Here is a 20,905-nt window from a genome sequence, read left to right as displayed (position 1 = left end):
GCCCACCCCAGCAACCCACGAACCCCGAAGGAACGCAGTTGAGTCAGGACCTGTACGAGCTGCTCGGTGTCGACCGCGACGCGGACGGCGACGCCATCAAGAAGGCCTACCGGCGGCTCGCACGGCAGTACCACCCCGACGTGAACCCGGACCCCGCGGCGCAGGAGCGGTTCAAGGAGGTCTCGCTCGCCTACGAGGTGCTCTCCGACCCGAGCAAGCGCGCGGCGTACGACCGCGGCGGCGACCCGTTCGGCGGCATGGGCGGGGGCTTCGGCGGCCAGGGCGCCGGCTTCTCGTTCACCGACATCATGGACGCGTTCTTCGGCGGCGGTGGGTCCGGCGGGGGCCGCGGTCCGCGGCCTCGCGAGCGGCGCGGCCAGGACGCGCTGATCCGCCTCGAGGTGACGCTCGCCGAGGCGGCGTTCGGCGTCACCCGCGAGATCAAGGTCGACACCGCGGTGCTGTGCGGCACCTGCCACGGCGAGGGTACGGCGCCCGGCACCCGTCCGATCCCGTGCGAGACCTGCCGGGGGGCCGGCGAGGTCGCGCACGTGCAGCGGTCGTTCCTCGGCGAGATCCGGACGCTGCGCCCCTGCGCGGCATGCCGCGGCTTCGGCACGGTCATCCCGGACCCCTGCCGCGAGTGCTCCGGCGACGGCCGGGTCCGCTCGCGCCGCACGCTGACCGTGAAGATCCCGGCCGGGGTCGACGACGGCACCCGTGTCCAGCTCAGCGGCGAGGGCGAGGTCGGCCCCGGCGGCGGGCCGGCCGGCGACCTGTACGTCGAGATGCATGTCGCCCCGCACCCCACCTTCACCCGCCACGGCAACGACCTGCACTGCACGGTCACGCTGCCGATGACCGCGGCCGCGCTCGGCACCACGCTGACCCTGCCGACCCTCGAGGCCGACGTCGTCGGCGCGGACCCGAGCGAGTCGGCGCCGGAGCAGAGCTTCGAGCTCGACGTACGCCCCGGCATGCAGTCGGGGACGGAGCAGGTGCTCAGGGGCCGCGGCGTCCCGGGCCTGCGCGGCGGTCGCGGCGACCTGGTCGTGACCGTCGTGGTCGAGACGCCGACGCGGCTCGACCCTCGCCAGGAGGAGCTGCTCCGCGAGCTCGCCGCGATCCGCGGAGAGGAGGCGCCGTCGGGGCAGGTGCGCCCGGACCCCAAGTCCGTGTTCGGCCGGCTCCGCGACGCGTTCAACACGCACTGATGTCGCTCCCCGTCCACCTGGTGCCGGCCCTCGGCGGGGTCGTCGTCGGTGCCGAGGTGAGCGTCGAGGGAGACGAGGCCCACCACGCGGTGGCGGTACGCCGGCTGCGGGTCGGCGAGCAGGTCGTGCTCACCGACGGCGCCAGTGTCTCGGTGCGCGGCGCGGTCGCCTCGACCGGCAAGCGGGTGTTCGCGGTCGTCGTCGAGGAGGTCGTCGTGGTCGAGGCTCCCTCGCCCGAGGTGGTGGTCGTGCAGGCGATCCCCAAGGGCGACCGTGGCGAGCTCGCGGTCGAGGTGCTGACCGAGGTCGGCGTCGCCCGGGTGGTGCCGTGGGCGGCCGCCCGCAGCGTCGCGGTCTGGAAGGGGGAGCGGGCCGCGAAGTCGCTCGACCGCTGGCGATCCACCGCCCGCGAGGCGGCCAAGCAGGCGCGCCGGTCGTGGCTCCCCGCGGTGGACGAGATGGCGTCGACCGCCGACGTCGCCGCGCTGGTCGCGGCCGCGGACCTGGCGGTCGTGCTGCACGAGGGGGCCTCGTCAGCCCTGGCCGCCGTCGACGTACCTCTCACTGGCCGGATCGTCGTGGTGGTCGGCCCCGAGGGCGGCCTCACCGACGACGAGGTGGCGACGTTCGTGGCCGCCGGCGCGGTCTCGGTGCGGCTGGGCGCCGAGGTGCTGCGCACCTCGACCGCCGGCGTCGCCGCGGTGTCGGCCCTGCTCGCGCGCACGCCGCGGTGGGGCGGCTGAGCTCACTCGACGGTGATGGCCTTGGAGTCCTCGGTCGGGCCGCCGCCCTCGCCGCCGGAGGGGTCGTCGGTGAGGGCGACGAAGGTGTACTCGCCCGGGTCGAGTGAGGAGACGTCGACCTTCGTCTCCCAGGGGTAGAGCCTGTCGATCCAGCCCTCGGCGGTCGCGAAGCCCTTCAACGCCACCGAGCCGTCGGCGGCGCGGATCTCCCAGGGCGTGGTGGCCTCGAACGAGCTGGACACGCCCTTCGCGGTGAAGGTCTCGCCGACGGTCGCGCCCTGCTCGGGGCTCGTCACGCTCACCAGCGCCAGGGTCTCGATCGGGTCGGCCGCGCGGAAGCCGTCCTCCGAGGCGACGTTGAAGATCTGGGTGGCGGCGCCGGAGGAGTCGGTGAACGTGATCGGGTCGCGCGACTGGAGCACGCCCTGCGCGGTGTAGACGAGCTGCTGGATCGCCTGGATCGAGTCGCTCTCGGACATGCCGTCGGGGATCGCGGTCCAGGAGTCGTCCGGCAGCGGGATCTCGGCGCCGCCCGACGTGTTGAACGTCCCGGCCGGCAGGGCGGTGCCGTAGTCCGGGTCGAGCGCGTCGCCCGACGCGGCCAGGGTCAGCGCGGCCCCGAGCGGGTCGGCGGCGTCCACCTTGCGGAACTCGCGGTAGAGGGCGGTGCCGCCCGGGGTCTCCCCGGTGAAGTAGACCGGCACGGTCACCGTGTCCGCGGGGGCGCTGCCGTCCGACGACGGCTCGCCGGTCGGCGTACCGCTCGGCTCGGTGCCCCCGCTCGCGGGGCGCTGGTCCTCGGCGGACGGGTCGTCTCCGCAGCCCGCGAGCGCGAGCGCGGCGGTGGCGAGCAGGACGACGATCCGGGTCCGGGTGGTCATGGGTCCATCCTTCCGGCGAGTCGGCGCTATCTCACGATGATCCGGCGCGTGTCGGAGTCCGGGGCGTACTTCTCGCCCCCGGCCGAGGCGTCGTCCCCCTGCACGGAGAAGGTGTAGTAGCCCGCCGGCAGGCCGGAGAGGTCGACCTCCACCTCCCACGGGTTCCACTCGTTCAGGGCGTAGCCGGCGTTCGTGGAGCCGTTGCGGACGACCCGGCCGGACTCATCGTCACGCAGCTCCCAGAGCACTGTGCCCTCCCAGGCGTTCGCGCGGCCGCGGGCGATGAACGCGCCCTCGTAGGCCGTGCCGTCGACCGGATCGTTGATGTTGACCATGTTGAGCACGGCGTTCATCGGCCTCGCCTCGTAGACGGAGTCCCCGAGCCAGACCGGCAGCCGCTGCTGCGCCGCGCCCTGGAGCGTGTAGACGACCTGCTGCACGGCGAGCGCGTCGTCGAGCACGGCGTCGCCGAGCTCGACCCGGATCGCGCCGTCCTCCAGCGTGACGCTGCCGAAGGACGTGGCGGTCCACGGGGTGCGGTAGTCCGGGTCGGTCGCGGGCCGCTCGATCCGGTCCAGCGCGGCCTGCAGCGGGTCCGTCCCCGCCATCTGGTCGAACTCGCGGAACAGCCTCGGGCCGCGCTCGGTGTCGCCGACGAAGTACGCCGCCACGAGGAGCGTCCCGGGCTCCGTGGCGACGTTGCCCTGCTCCTCTCCGCCGTCGTTGCCGACCACCGCGAACGCCGCCACGGCGGCCGCGGTCGCGAGGACAACCCCGCCGGCGGCGTACCACCAGCGGCGGCCGGCCTGCTCGGGGGCGTCCGCGGTCCGGGCGCGGATCGCGCCGAGCCGGTCGGCCGGCTCGATGTCGTCGACGGCGTCGTGGAGCAGGTCGCCCAGGTCGGGATGGCCCGGATCGGGATGGGGAGTGTTCACTGGTCCTCCTGGAGCAGAGAGCGGAGGGCGGCGGCGCCGCGCGAGGCGTGGCTCTTCACCGCGCCGCGGCTGATCCCGAGCGTGTCGGCGATGTCGGCCTCGGAGAGATCGAGGTAGTAGCGCAGCGCGAGCACCTCGCGCTGCCGGTCGGGGAGCGTGCGCATCGCGTCGAGGACGGCGGCGCGCCGGTCCGCGTCGGGGGTCGGGTCGGCGGCGTCGAGCGGGCGGAGCGTGGCGGCGTGCCGGGCGACGACCGCCCGGTGGCGCAGCGCGGAGCGGGACCGGTTCACGACCGCCTGGCGCAGGTAGGCCAGCGCCCGGTCGGGGTCGCGCAGCCGCGACCAGCGGCCGTGCACGGCGACGAACGCGTCCTGGACGACCTCCTCGGCGGTGCCCTGGTCGCGCACCAGCAGCACGGACAGCCGGACCAGCCGGCGCCAGTGCGCGGCGTACAGCTGCTCCAGCGCCTCGTCCGCCGTCCACGCGGCCCGCTCGGTCATCAGGGTCACGCTAGTCGCACGCGCGGGAGCGCCCTCGGGTTTACTGGCCGTGTTTACTGGAGCCCGTGGCCGACTGCATCTTCTGCAAGATCGTCGCGGGCGAGATCCCGGGCGAGATCGTGCACACCACCGAGCGGACCGTCGCCTTCCGCGATCTCAACCCGCAGGCGCCGCTGCACGTCCTGGTGGTGCCGAGACGGCACTTCCCGAACGCCGCCGCGCTGGCCGCGGGCGACCCGGCCGCGTCCACCGAGCTGGTGACCACCGCCGCCGCGGTCGCCACCGCCGAGGGGTACGACGACTACCGGCTGGTCTTCAACACCGGTGCCGACGCCGGGCAGACCGTGTTCCACGCCCACCTGCACCTGCTGGCCGGCCGCGCGCTGACCTGGCCGCCGGGCTGAGCGGATCAGAGCCGGGAGGCTTCGGGCCCGCCGTGGGAACCTCCGGGCACTGGTTGTCAGGCGTTGCCTGACGTTGTCAGGGGTTGCAACGGCCGACAACGTCGGGGATCCCCGGCTGACCGGGGATCCCGCCCGCGTTACTCGCTGGGCCGCCCCTCCACGCTCCCGTAGCATGGAGGGGCTCGATCCGCCGATCCGAAGGGGCAGCCCGCACGGGCATCCATGACTGACAGCAACCATCAGGGGACTCCCGCGAACGCCACCCGCCACACCGTGGTGGTCCCGAACAGCATCAACATGGTCAGCCTCCTCGGCCCGGGCGACGAGTACCTCGGGATCGTCGAGGGCGCCTTCGACGCCGAGATCCACGTCCGCGGCAACCGGATCACGCTGCGCGGCGAGCCCGGCGAGGTCGCGCTGGCCGAGCGGCTCCTCGACGAGCTGGTCGCGATCATCCGCACCGGCCAGGGCATCACGTCCGAGACGGTCGAGCGGGTGCACACCATGCTGCGCGCCGAGACCACCGAGCGCCCGGCCGACGTGCTGAGCCTCAACATCCTGAGCAACCGCGGCCGCTCGATCCGCCCGAAGACGCTCAACCAGAAGCGGTACGTCGACTCGATCGACAAGCACACGATCACGTTCGGCATCGGCCCGGCCGGCACCGGCAAGACCTACCTGGCGATGGCCAAGGCCGTGCAGGCGCTGCAGTCCAAGAACGTCAACCGGATCATCCTGACCCGGCCGGCGGTCGAGGCGGGGGAGCGGCTCGGGTTCCTGCCCGGCACGCTCAGCGAGAAGATCGACCCCTACCTGCGGCCGCTCTACGACGCGCTGCACGACATGATCGACCCCGACACGATCCCCAAGCTGCTGGCCGCCGGCACCATCGAGGTCGCCCCGCTGGCGTACATGAGAGGGAGGACGCTCAACGACTCCTTCATCATCCTCGACGAGGCGCAGAACACCACGCCGGAGCAGATGAAGATGTTCCTGACCCGCCTGGGCTTCGGCTCCAAGATCGTGGTCACCGGCGACGTCACCCAGGTCGACCTGCCCGGCGGCACCAAGTCCGGGCTGCGCGTGGTCGAGAGCATCCTGGACGGCGTCGAGGACCTCTCCTTCAACCGGCTCACCAGCCACGACGTCGTCCGGCACCGCCTGGTCGGCAAGATCGTGGCGGCCTACGACGAGTTCGACGCCCGCGGCGGCCTGAAGCAGGCAGCGAAGAAGTGAGCGTCGAGATCCTCAACGAGTCCGGGCGCGAGCTCGACGAGAGGCGGCTGGCGCAGTTGAGCCGCTTCGTCCTGGACCGGATGCGCGTGCACCCGATGTCCGAGCTGTGCATCAAGGCCGTCGACGAGGCGACCATCGCCCGGCTCAACCAGCAGTGGATGGAGAAGGAGGGCCCGACCGACGTGCTCGCCTTCCCGATGGACGAGCTGCGGCCCGGGCTGGTCAACGAGGAGCCCGAGGAGGGCGTGCTCGGCGACCTGGTGCTCTGCCCCGACGTCGCGGCCCGCCAGGGCGAGACGGCCGGCCACGGTGCCGCGGCCGAGATCGAGCTGCTCACCGTGCACGGCATCTTGCACCTGCTCGGCTACGACCACGCCGAGCCGGAGGAGCACCGGGCGATGTTCGGGCTCCAGGACGAGCTGCTGGCGGCCTGGCGGGCTCCGGGGCCGGCGCAGTGAGCCTCTGGCTGCTCGTGGCGGCAGCCGTCCTCGTCGTCCTCGCCGGGCTCTTCTCCGCGGCCGACGCCGCGCTCGCGTCGTTCTCCCGCGCCCGCGCGGAGGAGCTGCAGGACGAGGGACGCGCCGGCGCCGGGCGGCTGCTGGCGCTGCTCGACGACCTGCCGCGCTACCTCAACACCGCGCTGTTCCTGCGGCTGCTGTCCGAGATCGCGGCGATCGTGCTGGTCGCGCTGGAGGTCTACCAGGCGTACGGCGAGTCGTGGTGGCCCACGGTGCTGACCGTGATCGGCGTGATGCTGGTCGTCTCGTTCGTCGCCATCGGCGTGGCCCCGCGCACGCTCGGCCGGCAGCACCCCGAGACGGTCGCGCTGTTCTCCGCCGCGCCGCTCGCGATGATCACCGCCGTCCTCGGGCCGCTGCCGAGACTGCTGATCCTGGTCGGCAACGCGCTGACGCCGGGCAGGGGCTTCCGCGAGGGGCCGTTCGCGACGGAGACCGAGCTGCGCGAGCTGGTCGACTTCGCCGAGGCGTCCGCGGTGATCGAGTCCGGCGAGCGCAAGATGATCCACGACGTCCTCGAGCTCGGCGACACCACCACCCGCGAGGTGATGGTGCCGCGCACCGACGTCGTCTACATCGAGCAGTACAAGAACCTGCGCCAGACGCTCTCGCTGTTCCTGCGCAGCGGCTACTCCCGCATCCCGGTGATCGGCGAGAACCTCGACGACGTCGTCGGCATCGCCTACCTCAAGGACATCGTGCGCCGCGACTTCGAGGCACCCGACGTCGAGTTCACCCAGCGCATCGACGGGATCTGCCGCCCGGCGTACTTCGTCCCCGAGTCCAAGCCGGTCGACGCGCTCCTCGCGGAGATGCAGGCCAAGCGCCTGCACCTCGCCGTCGTCGTCGACGAGTACGGCGGCACCGCCGGCCTGGTCACGATCGAGGACGTGCTGGAGGAGATCGTCGGCGAGATCACCGACGAGTACGACGAGGAGACCGTCGACGTCGAGCGGCTCGACGACGGCACGGTGCGGGTGTCCTCGCGCTACCCGATCGACGACCTCGACGAGCTCTTCGGCGAGGAGGTCGAGGAGGAGGACGTCGACTCCGTCGGCGGCCTGATGGCCAAGCACCTCGGGCTGGTCCCGATCCCCGGCTCGGTCGTGGTGGCGCATGGGCTGCGCTTCGAGGCCGAGGCCGCGCAGGGGCGCCGCAACAAGATCGGCACCGTGCGGATCGCGCGCGCCGCCGTACCCGACGAGGAGATCGAGGACGACGATGAGTGACCTTGCCGCCCAGCTGTCGGCGGAGGACCGGAAGCTGGTGACGCTGGCGCGCGCGGCCCGGGCCCGCACCGGCGCGGCCGAGGGCGCGGCCGTCCGCGACGCCGACGGCCGCACCTACGCCGCCGCCACCGTCGACCTGCCGTCGCTGCGGGTCTCCGCCGCGGGCGTGTGCGTGGCGATGGCCGTCGCCTCGGGATCGAGGGGCCTGGAGGCCGCGGTCGTCCTGACCCCGGCGGACGCCGTCGCCGCCGCCGACCTCGCAGCCCTGCGGGACCTCGGGGGCGCCGGCGTCGTGGTGCACCGCGGCGACGTCAGCGGCGCGATCGCGGAGACCCTCTCCACCTGACCGACCGGCAGGAGTAAGTTGGCGTCTCGTGAGTCTGCGTGGTTGGGAGGCACACGAGGAGGCCGTGGGGCGGCTGCGGGCGTCGTACGCCGCGGTCCCGTCCGGCGCACCCGTGCGGCTCGCGAAGAGGACGTCGAACCTGTTCCGTCCCCGGGCGGCCACGAGCGCACCCGGCCTCGACGTCTCCGGGCTGAACGGCGTGATCGCGGTCGACCCCGCAGCGAGGACCGCCGACGTGCAGGGCATGTGCACCTACGAGGATCTCGTCGACGCGACGCTGCCCTACGGCCTGATCCCGCACGTCGTGCCGCAGCTGCGCACGATCACGCTCGGCGGCGCGGTCACCGGGCTCGGCATCGAGTCGACCAGCTTCCGGCTCGGCTTCCCGCACGAGTCGGTGCTGGAGATGGACGTCTTCACCGGCGCCGGCGAGGTCGTCACCTGCCGCCCCGGCCCGGACGGGGAGAACGGCGACCTGTTCGACGCGTTCCCCAACTCCTACGGCTCGCTCGGCTACGCCACCCGGCTGCGGATCTCGCTGATCGAGGTGCCCGGGCACGTCGCCCTGCGCCACCTGCGCTTCGACGACCCCGGGCTGCTGGCCAAGACGATCCAGGAGATCGCCGAGTCCGCGTCGTACGACGGCGCGCAGGTCGACGCCCTGGACGGCGTCGCGTTCGGGCCGGGTGAGTACTACCTGACGCTCGCGCGCTGGGTCTCGACGGGCCCGACCACCGGGCAGCGGCCCAGCGACTACACCGGGCAGGACATCTACTACCGGTCCATCCAGCAGCGCCAGACCGATCTGCTCACGACGTACGACTATCTGTGGCGCTGGGACACCGACTGGTTCTGGTGCTCGGGCGCGTTCGGCGTGCAGAACCCCACGGTGCGGCGGCTGTGGCCCAAGCGCTGGCGGCGCTCGGACGTCTACCACCGGCTGGTCGCGCTGGACCGGCGGCTCGGCCTCGTCGACCGGCTCGACCGGCGCAGGGGACGGCCGCTGCGGGAGCGGGTGATCCAGGACATCGAGGTGCCGGTCGAGCGGCTGCCGGAGTTCCTGGAGTGGTTCGACGAGGCCGTCGGCATGCGCCCGGTGTGGCTGTGCCCGTGCCGGGCGATCCGGGACTGGCCGACGTACCCGCTCGAGCCGGACCGGCTCTACGTGAACGTCGGCTTCTGGGGCACGGTCCACCGCGGACCCGACGCGCTGGAGGGCCCGCTCAACCGCGCGATCGAGGCGAAGGTGCACGAGCTGGGCGGCCACAAGTCGCTCTACAGCGAGGCGTTCTACGACCGCGAGACCTTCGACGATCTCTACGACGGCGCGCACCTCGCCGCCGTGAAGGGGCGCTACGACCCCGACGACCGGCTGACCAGCCTCTACGACAAGGCGGTGAAGAGACAGTGAGCAAGAGCTACACCATCGGCGAGGCTGTCGAGACGCTGTTGCGCGACGGGCTGCCGCTGCGCTTCACGGCGTACGACGGCAGCTCCGCGGGTCCCGAGGACGCCGAGTACGGCCTGCACCTGCGCAACGAGCGGGGGCTGTCCTACCTGATGACCGCGCCCGGGGACCTCGGCCTCGCGCGGGCGTACGTCGCCGGGGACATGGACCTGGTCGGCGTCCATCCGGGCGACCCCTACGAGGCGTTCAGCCTGCTGATGAACCACACCAAGTTCCGCCGGCCGGCGCCGTCCGAGGCGCTCGCGATCGTGCGCAGCCTGGGCCTCTCGCACCTCAAGCCCCCGCCGCCGCCCCCGCAGGAGACGATCCCGCGCTGGCGGCGGATGGTCGAGGGCCTGCGGCACTCCGAGGGCCGCGACGCCGAGGCGATCCACCACCACTACGACGTCTCGAACGCCTTCTACGAGCACGTCCTCGGGCCCTCGATGACCTACACCTGCGCGGTCTATCCGACTGCGGACGCGACGCTCGAGGAGGCCCAGGCCCACAAGTACGACCTGGTCGCCCGCAAGCTCGACCTGCGGCCCGGCCAGCGGCTGCTCGACCTCGGCTGCGGCTGGGGCGGGATGGTCCGGCACGCGGCGCGGGAGTACGGCGTGCACGCGATCGGCGTGACGCTGTCGCGCGAGCAGGCGTCGTGGGCGCAGCGGCGGATCAAGGAGGAGAGGCTCGACCACCTCGCCGAGGTTCGGTTCATGGACTACCGGCACGTCGAGGAGTCCGGGTTCGACGCGATCAGCTCGATCGGGCTCACCGAGCACATCGGCGTGAGGAACTACCCGGCGTACTTCTCCTGGATCCGCGACCACCTCAGGCCGCAGGGCCGGCTGCTCAACCACTGCATCACCCGCCAGCACAACCGGCCGCAGCACACCGGTGCGTTCATCGACCGGTACGTCTTCCCCGACGGGGAGCTGATCGGCTCCGGCACGATCATCCGCGACGTCCAGGACGCCGGGCTCGAGGTGCAGCACGAGGAGAACTTCCGGGTCCACTACGCCAAGACCCTCGCCGGCTGGTGCCGCAACCTGGTCGACAACTGGGACGCCTGCGTCGCCGAGGTCGGCGAGGGCACCGCGCGCGTCTGGGGGCTCTACATGGCCGGGTCGCGCCTCGGCTTCGAGCGCAACGAGATCCAGCTGCACCACGTCCTCGCGACCAAGACCGACGCCGACGGCCTCAGCGGCTACCCGCTCCGGCACACGTTCTGAGCGCCGATACGGTTGGTGGGTGAGCACGCGGGCCCGGCAGTACGACGCGACGGTGCTGCGCCGCGTGCGGCTCTCGCCGCACCTGGTGCGGCTGGTGCTCGGCGGCCCGGGGCTGGCGTCGTTCGCGTCGACCGGGATCCCGGACGAGTGGGTCGGGCTGGTCGTGCCCGGCCAGTTCCAGAGCCGCTACTACACCGTGCGGTCGTGGTCGGCCGGTGAGCTGACCCTCGACGTGGTCGTGCACGAGGTCGGGCTGGTGACCGAGTGGGCCGCGCGCGACGGTGCCGACTCGTGCGTGGGGGACACCGTCGCGATCACCGAGCCGAAGGGCTCGTTCCTGCCGGTGCCAGGTGCCGCCTGGCTGCTGCTGGTCGGCGACCTGACGGCGCTGCCGGCGATGGCGCGGATCGCCGAGTCCGTGGACCTGCCCACGCGGATCTGGGCCGAGGTGCCGGACGACCTGGCGGCGTACCTCCCCTCCTCGGCGGAGGTCACCTGGCTGGCGCCGCCGGCTCCGGGCGAGAGCGCGCTCGCGGCCGTGGTCGAGACGATCGACTGGCCGGCGGGCGAGGGGTACTTCTGGATGGCCGGCGAGTCCGCGCAGATGCGCGCGATCCGCAAGCACCTGATGCGCGAGCGCAGGCTGCCGTCCTCGGCGTACGACGTGATGGGCTATTGGCGCGGCGTCCGGCAACGCCAGCCGCGCGCGGTCGACCCCGGCCCGATCTGGCGGGCCGGCAAGGCGGCGGGTAGGAGCGACGAGCAGATCTGGGCGGAGTACGACGAGGCCCGGGATGGCTGAGCACCGAAGCGGATTCGTGTCGTTCGTGGGCCGGCCGAACGCCGGCAAGTCCACGCTGACCAACGCGCTGGTCGGGCAGAAGGTCGTGATCACCTCCGACAAGCCGCAGACCACGCGGACCGTCGTCCGCGGCATCGTGCACCGCGAGGACGCGCAGCTGATCCTCGTCGACACCCCCGGCCTGCACCGGCCGCGCACGCTGCTCGGCGAGCGGCTCAACGACCTGGTGACGACCACGCTGGCCGAGGTGGACGTGGTCGCGGTGTGCTTCCCCGCCAACGAGAGGATCGGGCCCGGCGACCGCTTCATCGCGACCGAGATGGCGAAGGTCAGGCGTACGACGAAGGTCGCGATCGCCACGAAGACCGACCTCGCGACCCCCGACCAGATCGGCCGGCACCTGCTCGACATCGCCGCTCTCGGCACCGAGATCGGCGTCGACTGGGCCGAGGTCGTGCCGGTGTCCGCGGTCGCGGGAGACCAGATCGGACTGCTCCAGGACCTGCTCGTCGGGCTGCTGCCCGAGGGGCCGCAGCTCTACCCCGACGGCGATCTCACCGACGCCCCCGAGGAGATCCTGGTCGCCGAGCTGGTCCGCGAGGCCGCCCTCGACGGCCTGCGCGACGAGCTCCCGCACTCGGTCGCGGTCATCGTCGAGGAGATGAGCCTGCGCGAGAACCGTCCCGAGGACAGGCCGCTGCTCGACATCCACGCCAACGTGTACGTCGAGCGCGACTCCCAGAAGGGCATCATCATCGGCCCCCAGGGCTCCCGCCTCCGCACCATCGGCACGAACTCCCGCAAGCAGATCGAGGCGCTCCTCGGCACGCCGGTCTACCTCGACCTGCACGTCAAGGTCGCCAAGGACTGGCAGCGCGACCCCAGGCAGTTGCGGAAGCTGGGCTTCTGATGACCAGCCCCGCTCCCGTCGCCGCCTGGCACGCCATCGCCGCCTCGCGCGACACTGCTCTGCTCGACGGCCTGCTCGCCGACGACTGCGTCTTCCGCTCGCCGGCCGTCCACACGCCGCAGTCCGGGAAGATCGCCACCACGGCGTACCTCACTGCCGCCATCGCCGTCCTCGGCCCGACCCTCGCCTACGTCCGCGAGTGGTACGCCGAGGACTCCGCCGTCCTCGAGTTCACCGCGTCGCTGGACGGACTGACGGTCCACGGCGTCGACATGCTCACGTGGGACCCGTCGGGCCACCTGGTCGACTTCACCGTGATGGTGCGGCCGTTCAAGGGGCTCACCAAGCTGATGGAGCTGATGGCGGCCGAGCTCGCGCGCTGACGGCAGCTCACCGCCCCCGGCTCAGTCGGGCGCCCAGCACCGCCCGAAGGTCTGGCCGGACCGCCACTGGACCCGGGTCGGCCACTCGTAGCCCCACTCGTAGTCGAGCGCGCCACCCGCGGCGGTCGCGCCGGCGTCCTGGCACGGCGTCTCGCCGGCGGCGCGCACCTTCGAGACGCCGGGGTAGGGACCGGCGTCGAAGGGCACGACAGCGACCGCGCGCCACGAGTGCCTCCGGGAGCAGACCACGCGAGAGAAGTCCGCGGTGCCCGGCCGGGCGGTGCCGCACATGCCGTAGCGGGTGCGCCCCCGCTCCGTGTCGAGTACGCCGGCCAGCCGGCCCGTGAGGGGCGCCAGCTCCTCCTCGGTGGCGAGGGCGACCACGTCGCAGCGGAACCACGAGGCGCCGGCGTCGGACTCCTCGACCGACGGCGTGAACCAGACCGGCCGGAGCATCGAGAGCCGCCGATCCGACACCGACCCGCCGACGAACGCCTCGAACCGGGCCGGGCACTCGGTGGACACCTGCCGGAGCACGCGGGCGGAGTCGACCGCGAGCAGGTGCCCGTCGGCGAGCGTGTCGAGCGGGCCGACGGCGAACGTCATGGCGGTGTGCTCCCGCGCGCAGGGAACCGGCGGGGCCGGCACCGTCGGCGCAATTGCGTCGTCGTAGGAGAGCGCGTAGCAGGCCCGGTTGCGGGGGACCGGCGGCGCGGACGCGGTCGGCGGCGCGGTGGCGGCCGGTGGCGGCGACGCCGGCGAGGGCGACGACGAGGACCCGCCGGAGCCCGTGCACGCCGCCAGCAGCGGCAGCACGAGGGCGAGCAGCAGGAGCCTCATCGGTCGGTCTTCGCCCAGCACACCGACCGACGGTTGCCGGCCTCCCACTCGGCCTCGTGGAACCAGGTGTAGCCGAAGTCGTAGTCGATGGGGGAGTTCAGCCAGTAGCCCACCGACGTCTTGCAGAAGTCGCGCGTCTTGACCTCGACGGCGCGGTCGCCGGGGTAGGGGTCCTCCGGATCCCCGAGCGAGATCGTCGTGACCGCGCGCCACTGGTGCGGCTCGGTGCAGGCGACCTTGACCGATCCGGCGACGGTCGGGCCGTCGGCGCAGACCATCCAGCGGTCGCTGGGCCGGCCCTGCAGCAGTCCCTTGGCGGTGGTCGGGAGGTCGACGTACTCCTTGCTCTGCTCGCCGCCGCCGACCACGTCGCAGCGGTACCAGCGGGCGCCCTCGTCCCACGCGTCCTCGGTCGGCCGGAACCACGCCCAGCTCACGATCGTGCGCATCACCAGGCTCTCGTCGGCGCCGAGGAACGCCATGAACGCCTCCGAGCAGGTGGAGTACGCCCAGGCGCCGAGCCTCGCGTCGTCGTACTCCGCGTCCGCGAAGGTGCCCGGTAGGTCGCCGACGGCGTAGGTCTCGGCGGTGTGCGGCTCGGAGCAGTCGACGGTCGCGCTGGTGTTCGCGGGCTCGGCGACGTCCTCGGGGGTCAGCGCGCGGCAGGCGCCCAGCGCCGGCGGCTCTCTGTCGGCCGGCGCGCCCTCCGCGCCGCAGCCGGCCAGAAGCGGGAGCGAGAGCGCGGTCACGGCCACGAGCACGGCGAGCCGGCGCACGCGAACTCCTCTCTCCCCTCGGCGGTCCGCGCGATCGTACCCCTGCGGGGTGTGCCCCGAGTGTGGGCGGAGCGCCGTCCGGGCACGGTGGACGCATGCCCGCTCCACGCATCCTCGCCCTCGTGCAGGCCGGCGGCTCCGGCGGCCGCATGGACGTGCTCACGCGGGAGCGCGCGAAGCCCACGCTGCCGTTCGCGGGCGTCTTCCGGCTGATCGACTTCCCGCTGTCCAACCTCGCCAACGCCGGCGTGGACGACGTGTGGCTCTCGGTGCAGTACCACGGGGCGTCGCTCGGCGAGCAGGTCGCGAACGGCCGCCCGTGGGACCTCGACCGCAACCGCGGCGGCCTGCGGCTGCTCATGCCCGAGGAGGGCACCGGCGGCACCGACGAGGAGGGGTTCGCGCGGGGCAACGCCGACGAGCTCTACCGGATCCGCGACCAGGTGCTCGCGACCGGCGCCGAGCTGCTCGTCGTGTGCAGCGCCGACCACGTCTACCGCTTCGACGTCATGGACGCCGTCGCGACCCATCGCCGCGCCCGGGCGGACTGCACCGTCGTCACCGCCACGGCCCCGCTCGCCGAGGCGTCCGACCACGCCACCGTCGAGGCGGACGGCGACGGCCGGGTCACGGCGTTCGCCTACAAGCCCGAGGAGCCGACGACCGAGACGGTGGCCGCCGAGATCTTCGTGTACGGCGTACGTGTCCTGGTCGACGTCCTCGAGGAGCTCCATCGCGAGCTCGGCGCCGGCGCGGGCGACACCGGCCTGGGCGACTACGGCGAGCACCTGGTGCCGCGGCTGATCGAGCAGGGCGCGGTCGTCGCGCACCCGATGGCCGGCTACTGGAAGGACCTCGGCCAGCCGCACAAGTACCTCGCCGCCCACCACGACGTCCTCCACGGCGACCTCGGCGTCCTCGACGACCCGGACTGGCCGATCGTCGGCCACCAGCACCAGCGGCCCGCCGCGCGGGTGCTCGACGGCGCCCGCGTCGCCGACAGCCTGCTCAGCCCGGGCGCGAGCGTCCGCGGCACCGTGATCCGCAGCGTCGTCGGCCCCGGCGTCGTCGTCGAGCCAGGCGCGCTGGTCCGCGACAGCGTGGTCTTCGAGGACACCGTCGTCGCCGAGGGCGCCCGCCTGGACTGGGCGATCGTCGACCGCGACTGCGTCGTCGGGAGGAACGCCGAGGTCGGCTCGCCCGACACCGATCCCGACGATCCGGACGCGATCGTGCTGATCGGCCCCGGCTCCCGCATCGCTCCCGGCACCATCCTCGACCAGGGCGCCCGGCTGGAGCCCGGCACCACGACGTGACCCCCTCAGCACACGTACTCAGCCGAGCAGCGCGGCCAGCGTCCCGCCGAGCTCGTACGCCGCCGCCCGCTCGTCGTCCCCGACGTCGCCGAGCACCTCCAGCACGTCGGCCGCCTGCACCCAGGGCAGGGCGCCCACGATCGACAGCACCGACCGGACCGCGCCGGTGGTGTCGTACCGGCCGTGCACCCACAGCCCGAACGGCTTCCTCCCGGCGCCGCCCGCCGAGCCAGCCGAGCCGTCGTCGGTCAGTGCCCCGCCGGCCTCGAGGAAGATCGTGTCGAGGAAGTGCTTGAGCGCGCCGCTCATGTAGCCGAAGTTCGCGGTGGTCCCGAGCAGGTAGCCGTCGGCCGCCAAGACGTCCTCCGCGGTCGCCGACAGCGCCTCCCGCACCTCCACCTCGACGCCCTCGATCTCGTCGTCGTGCGCCCCGGCCACGACGGCGTCGGTGAGCGCCCGCACCGTCGGGGTCGGCGAGTGGTGGACGACCAGCAGCCGGGACATGCCCCGACGCTAGCGGGGATCCGCTATGGTGGCCGGGTCATGTTGCGCAGCCTCCTCCTTCGCTGCCGCAGCGGGGCCTGAGCCAGAGCCGGACCCCCTCGCTGCGGAGTGATCGCGTGCGCCGGCCCCGCCACACCAGTCACCAGCGAGGACCCCATGACGATTCCCCAGCAGAAGTCGAGCGGCATGCCGTTCGACCGCTACCGCCCGTTCCCGCCGATCGACCTGCCGGACCGCACCTGGCCCTCGGCGGTCATCACCGAGGCGCCGCGGTGGCTCTCCACCGACCTGCGCGACGGCAACCAGGCGCTCATCGACCCGATGAACCCCGCGCGCAAGATGACCATGTTCAACCTCCTCGTGCAGATGGGCTACAAGGAGATCGAGGTCGGCTTCCCGAGCGCCAGCGAGACCGACTTCGCGTTCGTGCGCCAGCTCATCGAGGGCGACCACATCCCCGACGACGTGACGATCTCGGTGCTCACCCAGGCCCGCGAGGACCTGATCGAGCGCAGCGTGCAGTCGCTGGTCGGCGTACCGCGGGCGAACATCCACCTCTACAACGCGCTGGCGCCGCTGTTCCGCCGCGTCGTGTTCCGAGCCAGCACCGACGAGATCAAGGACATCGCGGTCCGTGGCACCGAGCTGGTCGTGAAGCACGGCGAGGCCAACCTCGACATGACCGTGATCGGCTACGAGTACAGCCCGGAGATCTTCACCAGCACCGAGCTGCCGTTCTCGGTCGAGGTGTGCGAGGCGGTCAGCGACGTCTGGCAGCCCGAGGACGGCCGCGAGATCATCCTCAACCTTCCGGCGACGATCGAGGTCGCGACCCCGAACGTGTACGCCGACCAGATCGAGTGGTTCGGCCGCCAGCTCACCCGGCGCGAGAACACGGTGATCTCGCTGCACCCGCACAACGACCGCGGTACGGCGGTCGCCGCGACCGAGCTCGCCATCATGGCCGGCGCGGACCGGGTCGAGGGCTGCCTGTTCGGCCACGGCGAGCGCACCGGCAACGTCTGCCTGGTCACGCTCGGGATGAACCTGTTCAGCCAGGGCGTCGACCCGATGATCGACTTCGCAGGCAACGGGGGCATCGACGAGATCCGGCGCACGGTCGAGTACTGCACCAACCTGCCGGTGCACCCGCGCCATCCGTACGCCGGCGACCTGGTCTACACGGCGTTCTCCGGCTCGCACCAGGACGCGATCAAGAAGGGTCTGGAGGACCTCGACCGGCAGGCCGCCGAGCAGGGCGTGCCGGTCGGCACGCTCCCGTGGGAGGCGCCGTACCTGCCGATCGACCCGCAGGACGTCGGCCGCACCTACGAGGCCGTGATCCGGGTCAACAGCCAGTCCGGCAAGGGCGGCGTGGCCTACGTCCTCAAGGCCGAGCACAAGCTCGACCTGCCGCGCCGCGCGCAGATCGAGTTCAGCCGCGTCGTCCAGCAGCACACCGACACCGAGGGCGGCGAGGTCCGGCCCGAGGCGATCTGGTCGATGTTCCGCGCCGAGTACCTCGACCGCGAGACGCCGCTGAAGCTCAACTCCGTGCACACCTCGTCCGCGGCGGGGGAGAAGGACGCCCTCGACGTGAACGTCTACGTCGATGGCGTCGTGCACTCCCTCCACGGCGAGGGCAACGGCCCGATCGCGGCGTTCGTCAACGCGATCAACGAGCTCCCTCCCCGAGATGGTGGCCAGGCATGGGACGTCCGGGTGCTCGACTACGCCGAGCACGCGCTCTCCGCGGGCGGCGACGCGGTCGCGGCGGCGTACGTCGAGTGCCTGGTCCGCGACCAGGTCCACTGGGGCGTCGGCATCGACGCGAACATCGTCACCGCCTCGCTCAAGGCGGTGATCAGCGCGGTCAACCGCGCGCCGGGCTCAGCGAGCTAGCGGCAGCCTGACGGTGAACGTGGTGCCCGCGAGGTGGGCGGACCGCACGTCGATGCGCCCACCGTGGGCCGCCACGATCGCGGCCACGATCGAGAGGCCGAGGCCGGTGCCCTGGATGGCGCGCTCCTGCGCGGTCGAGGACCGGAAGAACCGCTGGAACAGCCCGCCCTGCTCGGCCTCGGGGATGCCGATGCCGGTGTCGGAGACGGTCAGGGTCGCCTCGCCGTCGAACGCGGCGACGGCGACCTCGATCCGGCCGCCGTCCTCGGTGAACTTGATCGCGTTGCCGAGCAGGTTGGTGAGCACGCGCTCGAGCTGGACCTGATCGCCCACGACCGGCACCGGCGCGTCGGTCGACGACATCACCAGCTGGAGGTCGCGGCCGGCGAGCTGCGCGCGCACGGAGTCCTCGGCGCCGGTCAGGATCGTGGTGAGGTCGACCGCGCCGCGCTCCCAGTGCGCGGCGCCGGAGTCCAGGCCGCTGAGCGTCAGCAGGTCGTCGCAGAGCAGGATCAGCCGGCGCCCGTTGCGGGCGATGCTCTCCAGCAGCGGCAGCTGCTCCGGCGCGGGCGCCACGAGCGAGCCGTCCTCGAGGATCTCGGTGTAGCCGACGATGCTGGTGACCGGCGTGCGCAGCTCGTGGCTGACCGTCGACACGAACTCGTTCTTGGCGCCGTCGAGCTCCCTCATCCGCTGGACCGCGAGCCGCTCCTTCTCCAGCGCGGCGATCAGCATCTCCTGGCTGGCGCGGGCCTCGGTGACGTCGCGGCCGACGCACAGGTAGCCGAACCGCGCGGCGAAGGTGTCGGCGGCGATGCTGAGCGTCATCGACACCGTGTGCCGGCGCCCGTCCGCGCCGATCCAGGTCCAGTCGCGCGAGGCCGTCTCGCCGCCGCCGTCGATGCCGGCGACCATCCGGGCGAACGCCTCGTCGCCGGTCGCGCCGCCGCAGCGCTCGGCGAGCTGCTCGGGGTCGAAGAGGTCGACGAACGGCGTGCCGACGGTGTCCTGCCCGTCGTACCCGAGCAGGTTGACGGCGCCGGCGTTGAAGACCGTGATCCGGCCCTGCGGGTCGATGCCGATGAGGGCGGTCGTGATGGCCGCCTCGAGCAGGTGTCGGTTGAGGCCGGCGGTACGGCGCTCGGCGGTGAGGTCCGTCCCGGTGACCACGACGTGCGTGGGGTGGTCGCGCTCGTCGCGCACGTAGCCGGTGTTCCACTGGATCCGCCGGCGCTCGCCCGAGCGGGTCACCACGTCGCTCTCGCGGCTCACCTGGCCGTCCGGGCTGTCGGGCAGGCCCGCCGGGTAGCCGGTGGCGCCCGGGGGAGCGAACGGCAGGTCCCAGATCTCGACCCCGAGCAGCTCCTCCTCGTCGAAGCCGGTGACGGTGGTCGTGGCGCCGTTGACGCGGACGACCACGCCCATCAGGTCGGTCACCAGGATCATCGCGGCCGCGGTGTCGAGCGTGGCGCTGGTCAGCTTCTCCGCCGCCTCGAGCTGGCGGCGCGCCTCGGACTCGGTGGTGACGTCGAGCAGCTGGGCGGCGAACGTCGGCCGGGGATCGGTCGAGAGCAGCGAGACCGCGACCTCGACCTGTGTGCCGGGGCGGGCGCGGACGCCGCACTCGCCCTTCCAGCCGTCGAGGTTGCCGGCCAGCATCCGGCTCGCGGCCAGCTCGAGCGGGGCGTCGGTGACGAGGACCTCGTGGAGGCTCCGCCCGACCACGGCCTCGGGGTCGCCGAGCAGGCGGGCGGCGGCGTCGTTCATCTCGGTGACGACGAACGGCCGGCCGTCGGCGCTGTGCATCAGCAGCATGCCCACGACCGACTCGGTGAAGTTGCGGCGGAACAGCTGCTCGCCGCTGCGCCGCTGGTCGAGGCCGATCGCGAGGGGGAGCGACATCAGGGCGGCGATGAGGACGTAGGCCTGCACGACCGCGCCCATCGCGACCGCGGTGAGCTCGCCGCGCTCGAGGTCGAAGCCGAAGGGGCCGTGGCCCATCGAGCTCGTGATGGTCGCGACGACCGCGAAGCCGAGCAGCTCCCACGCGACCGTGCGCACGTCGAACCGGAGCGCGGCCCACAGCAGCAGCGGCAGCGGCAGGAAGTCCAGCGACAGGGTCTGGGCCGGCGCGAAGACGACGAGCGTGACCACCGTCAGCGTGGCGACCTGGAGCGGCAGCTCCCAGGCGACCCGGAGGGTCGGGCGCACCGACGGCGCCATCACCAGCGGCAGCACCACGAACACCGAGGCCGTGTGCGAGACCGACAGGCCGCGCCAGGTCGACACGTAGCCGGCGTCGGCCAGGACGGTCACCCCGGCCGCGGCGACGGTCGCGAAGACGGCGCCGCCGACCACCGCGCAGACCGCGAGCCGGAGCAGCGTCTCGAGCGACGTGAGCTCGGGCAGCGTCTCGCGGCCCCGGCGCAGCAGTGCGGCGACCACCAGCGCCTCGATCGCGTTCGCGACCCCGAACCACACCGCCAGGTCGAGGGGGCGGTCGCCGATCAGGTTCGCCGCGGTCGTCGCGACCGCCACGCCCGGGACGAGCCACCACCACCAGCGCCTCGGCGTGAGGCCGAGCAGCGCGACGGCGATGCCGGCGGCGGGCCACCAGGTCGCGGCCGGCGCGTCCTCGGGCTTGGTGGCGAGCGCCAGCACCCCGGCGAGGAGGACGCCGCCGAGGAGCACCGACGCCACGGGCCAGGCGAGGTGCCCGCGGCCCGAGATCGACATGGGGGCAGCCTAGGCTGGGGTCATGCTGGTATCGGAGAGGATCGGCCAGTT

The 20,905-nt window shown here is 72.8% G+C and carries 21 protein-coding genes; 14 read left to right on the top strand and 7 right to left on the bottom strand.

Features of this window, described 5'->3' with window-relative positions; all coding sequences use genetic code 11:
- Positions 1-38: 38 nt before the first annotated feature.
- Together dnaJ and ACYVKX_RS21990 are read left to right on the top strand one after the other, a co-directional pair.
- Positions 39-1,214: a molecular chaperone DnaJ gene (gene dnaJ / locus ACYVKX_RS21995; RefSeq protein WP_460835835.1), complete on the top strand. Its 1,176-nt coding sequence runs from the start codon at positions 39-41 to the stop codon at positions 1,212-1,214.
- Positions 1,214-1,957 (top strand): 16S rRNA (uracil(1498)-N(3))-methyltransferase, encoded by a 744-nt coding sequence (locus tag ACYVKX_RS21990; protein ID WP_460835834.1) that lies wholly within the window; start codon positions 1,214-1,216, stop codon positions 1,955-1,957. Before dnaJ ends, ACYVKX_RS21990 begins: the two co-directional genes overlap by 1 nt.
- A gap of 2 nt (positions 1,958-1,959) precedes the next feature.
- Here ACYVKX_RS21990 and ACYVKX_RS21985 read toward each other — a convergent pair whose 3' ends face one another.
- From ACYVKX_RS21985 to ACYVKX_RS21975, 3 genes are read right to left on the bottom strand one after another with little or no spacing between them, the layout of a single operon-like run.
- Positions 1,960-2,838: a Gmad2 immunoglobulin-like domain-containing protein gene (locus ACYVKX_RS21985; RefSeq protein ID WP_460835833.1), complete on the bottom strand. Its 879-nt coding sequence runs from the start codon at positions 2,836-2,838 to the stop codon at positions 1,960-1,962.
- Between the two features lie 26 nt (positions 2,839-2,864).
- On the bottom strand, positions 2,865-3,773 hold the full coding sequence (locus ACYVKX_RS21980) for a Gmad2 immunoglobulin-like domain-containing protein (RefSeq protein WP_460835832.1): 909 nt from the start codon (positions 3,771-3,773) through the stop codon (positions 2,865-2,867).
- On the bottom strand, positions 3,770-4,273 hold the full coding sequence (locus ACYVKX_RS21975) for a SigE family RNA polymerase sigma factor (RefSeq protein ID WP_460835831.1): 504 nt from the start codon (positions 4,271-4,273) through the stop codon (positions 3,770-3,772). Before ACYVKX_RS21975 ends, ACYVKX_RS21980 begins: the two co-directional genes overlap by 4 nt.
- A 65-nt stretch (positions 4,274-4,338) precedes the next feature.
- Between ACYVKX_RS21975 and ACYVKX_RS21970 the strand changes: the two genes are divergently transcribed.
- The 10 genes from ACYVKX_RS21970 to ACYVKX_RS21925 all read left to right on the top strand — a co-directional run bounded on the left by ACYVKX_RS21970 (position 4,339) and on the right by ACYVKX_RS21925 (position 12,780).
- The gene (locus ACYVKX_RS21970; protein WP_460835830.1) at positions 4,339-4,677 is read left to right on the top strand and encodes an HIT domain-containing protein; all 339 of its coding nucleotides are present in this window, start codon (positions 4,339-4,341) and stop codon (positions 4,675-4,677) included.
- 222 nt (positions 4,678-4,899) lie between these two features.
- Positions 4,900-5,913: a PhoH family protein gene (locus ACYVKX_RS21965; RefSeq protein ID WP_460835829.1), complete on the top strand. Its 1,014-nt coding sequence runs from the start codon at positions 4,900-4,902 to the stop codon at positions 5,911-5,913.
- Positions 5,910-6,371, top strand: a complete 462-nt coding sequence (ybeY, locus tag ACYVKX_RS21960) for an rRNA maturation RNase YbeY (protein ID WP_460835828.1) — start codon at positions 5,910-5,912, stop codon at positions 6,369-6,371. The genes ACYVKX_RS21965 and ybeY overlap by 4 nt, the downstream gene beginning before the upstream one ends.
- Complete coding sequence (locus tag ACYVKX_RS21955; protein WP_460835827.1) at positions 6,368-7,660, top strand: hemolysin family protein; 1,293 nt, start codon at positions 6,368-6,370, stop codon at positions 7,658-7,660. The genes ybeY and ACYVKX_RS21955 overlap by 4 nt, the downstream gene beginning before the upstream one ends.
- Positions 7,653-8,006 (top strand): cytidine deaminase, encoded by a 354-nt coding sequence (locus ACYVKX_RS21950; RefSeq protein ID WP_460835826.1) that lies wholly within the window; start codon positions 7,653-7,655, stop codon positions 8,004-8,006. Before ACYVKX_RS21955 ends, ACYVKX_RS21950 begins: the two co-directional genes overlap by 8 nt.
- 28 nt (positions 8,007-8,034) lie before the next feature.
- Positions 8,035-9,417 carry an FAD-binding oxidoreductase gene (locus tag ACYVKX_RS21945; RefSeq protein ID WP_460835825.1) on the top strand — a complete coding sequence of 461 codons (1,383 nt, stop codon included), beginning with the start codon at positions 8,035-8,037 and terminating at the stop codon, positions 9,415-9,417.
- Complete coding sequence (locus ACYVKX_RS21940; protein ID WP_460835824.1) at positions 9,414-10,685, top strand: class I SAM-dependent methyltransferase; 1,272 nt, start codon at positions 9,414-9,416, stop codon at positions 10,683-10,685. Before ACYVKX_RS21945 ends, ACYVKX_RS21940 begins: the two co-directional genes overlap by 4 nt.
- A gap of 19 nt (positions 10,686-10,704) precedes the next feature.
- On the top strand, positions 10,705-11,487 hold the full coding sequence (locus tag ACYVKX_RS21935; RefSeq protein ID WP_460835823.1) for a siderophore-interacting protein: 783 nt from the start codon (positions 10,705-10,707) through the stop codon (positions 11,485-11,487).
- Positions 11,480-12,397 carry a GTPase Era gene (era, locus tag ACYVKX_RS21930; protein WP_460835822.1) on the top strand — a complete coding sequence of 306 codons (918 nt, stop codon included), beginning with the start codon at positions 11,480-11,482 and terminating at the stop codon, positions 12,395-12,397. Before ACYVKX_RS21935 ends, era begins: the two co-directional genes overlap by 8 nt.
- Positions 12,397-12,780: a nuclear transport factor 2 family protein gene (locus ACYVKX_RS21925; protein WP_460835821.1), complete on the top strand. Its 384-nt coding sequence runs from the start codon at positions 12,397-12,399 to the stop codon at positions 12,778-12,780. Before era ends, ACYVKX_RS21925 begins: the two co-directional genes overlap by 1 nt.
- 21 nt (positions 12,781-12,801) lie before the next feature.
- Here the strand turns inward: ACYVKX_RS21925 and ACYVKX_RS21920 are convergent, their stop codons facing one another.
- Both ACYVKX_RS21920 and ACYVKX_RS21915 read right to left on the bottom strand, forming a co-directional pair.
- Positions 12,802-13,620 (bottom strand): septum formation family protein, encoded by an 819-nt coding sequence (locus tag ACYVKX_RS21920; protein ID WP_460835820.1) that lies wholly within the window; start codon positions 13,618-13,620, stop codon positions 12,802-12,804.
- A complete protein-coding gene (locus ACYVKX_RS21915) occupies positions 13,617-14,396 on the bottom strand; it encodes a septum formation family protein (protein WP_460835819.1) in 780 nt (259 codons plus the stop codon). The genes ACYVKX_RS21920 and ACYVKX_RS21915 overlap by 4 nt, the downstream gene beginning before the upstream one ends.
- 95 nt (positions 14,397-14,491) lie before the next feature.
- On the opposite strand from ACYVKX_RS21915, the gene ACYVKX_RS21910 reads away from it, so the two are divergent.
- Complete coding sequence (locus tag ACYVKX_RS21910; protein WP_460835818.1) at positions 14,492-15,712, top strand: glucose-1-phosphate adenylyltransferase family protein; 1,221 nt, start codon at positions 14,492-14,494, stop codon at positions 15,710-15,712.
- 18 nt (positions 15,713-15,730) lie between these two features.
- Here ACYVKX_RS21910 and ACYVKX_RS21905 read toward each other — a convergent pair whose 3' ends face one another.
- Positions 15,731-16,216 (bottom strand): flavodoxin family protein, encoded by a 486-nt coding sequence (locus ACYVKX_RS21905; protein ID WP_460835817.1) that lies wholly within the window; start codon positions 16,214-16,216, stop codon positions 15,731-15,733.
- Positions 16,217-16,372: 156 nt separating this feature from the next.
- On the opposite strand from ACYVKX_RS21905, the gene leuA reads away from it, so the two are divergent.
- Positions 16,373-18,118, top strand: a complete 1,746-nt coding sequence (leuA, locus tag ACYVKX_RS21900) for a 2-isopropylmalate synthase (protein ID WP_460835816.1) — start codon at positions 16,373-16,375, stop codon at positions 18,116-18,118.
- Here leuA and ACYVKX_RS21895 read toward each other — a convergent pair.
- Positions 18,107-20,854: an ATP-binding protein gene (locus ACYVKX_RS21895; RefSeq protein ID WP_460835815.1), complete on the bottom strand. Its 2,748-nt coding sequence runs from the start codon at positions 20,852-20,854 to the stop codon at positions 18,107-18,109. The two genes, leuA and ACYVKX_RS21895, sit on opposite strands and share 12 nt — an antisense overlap.
- Positions 20,855-20,905 lie beyond the last annotated feature (51 nt).

It is taken from the genome of Nocardioides hungaricus (genome assembly GCF_054782915.1).
Note: the sequence above shows the minus strand (reverse complement) of the source record. Positions and strands in the feature narration are given on the sequence as shown.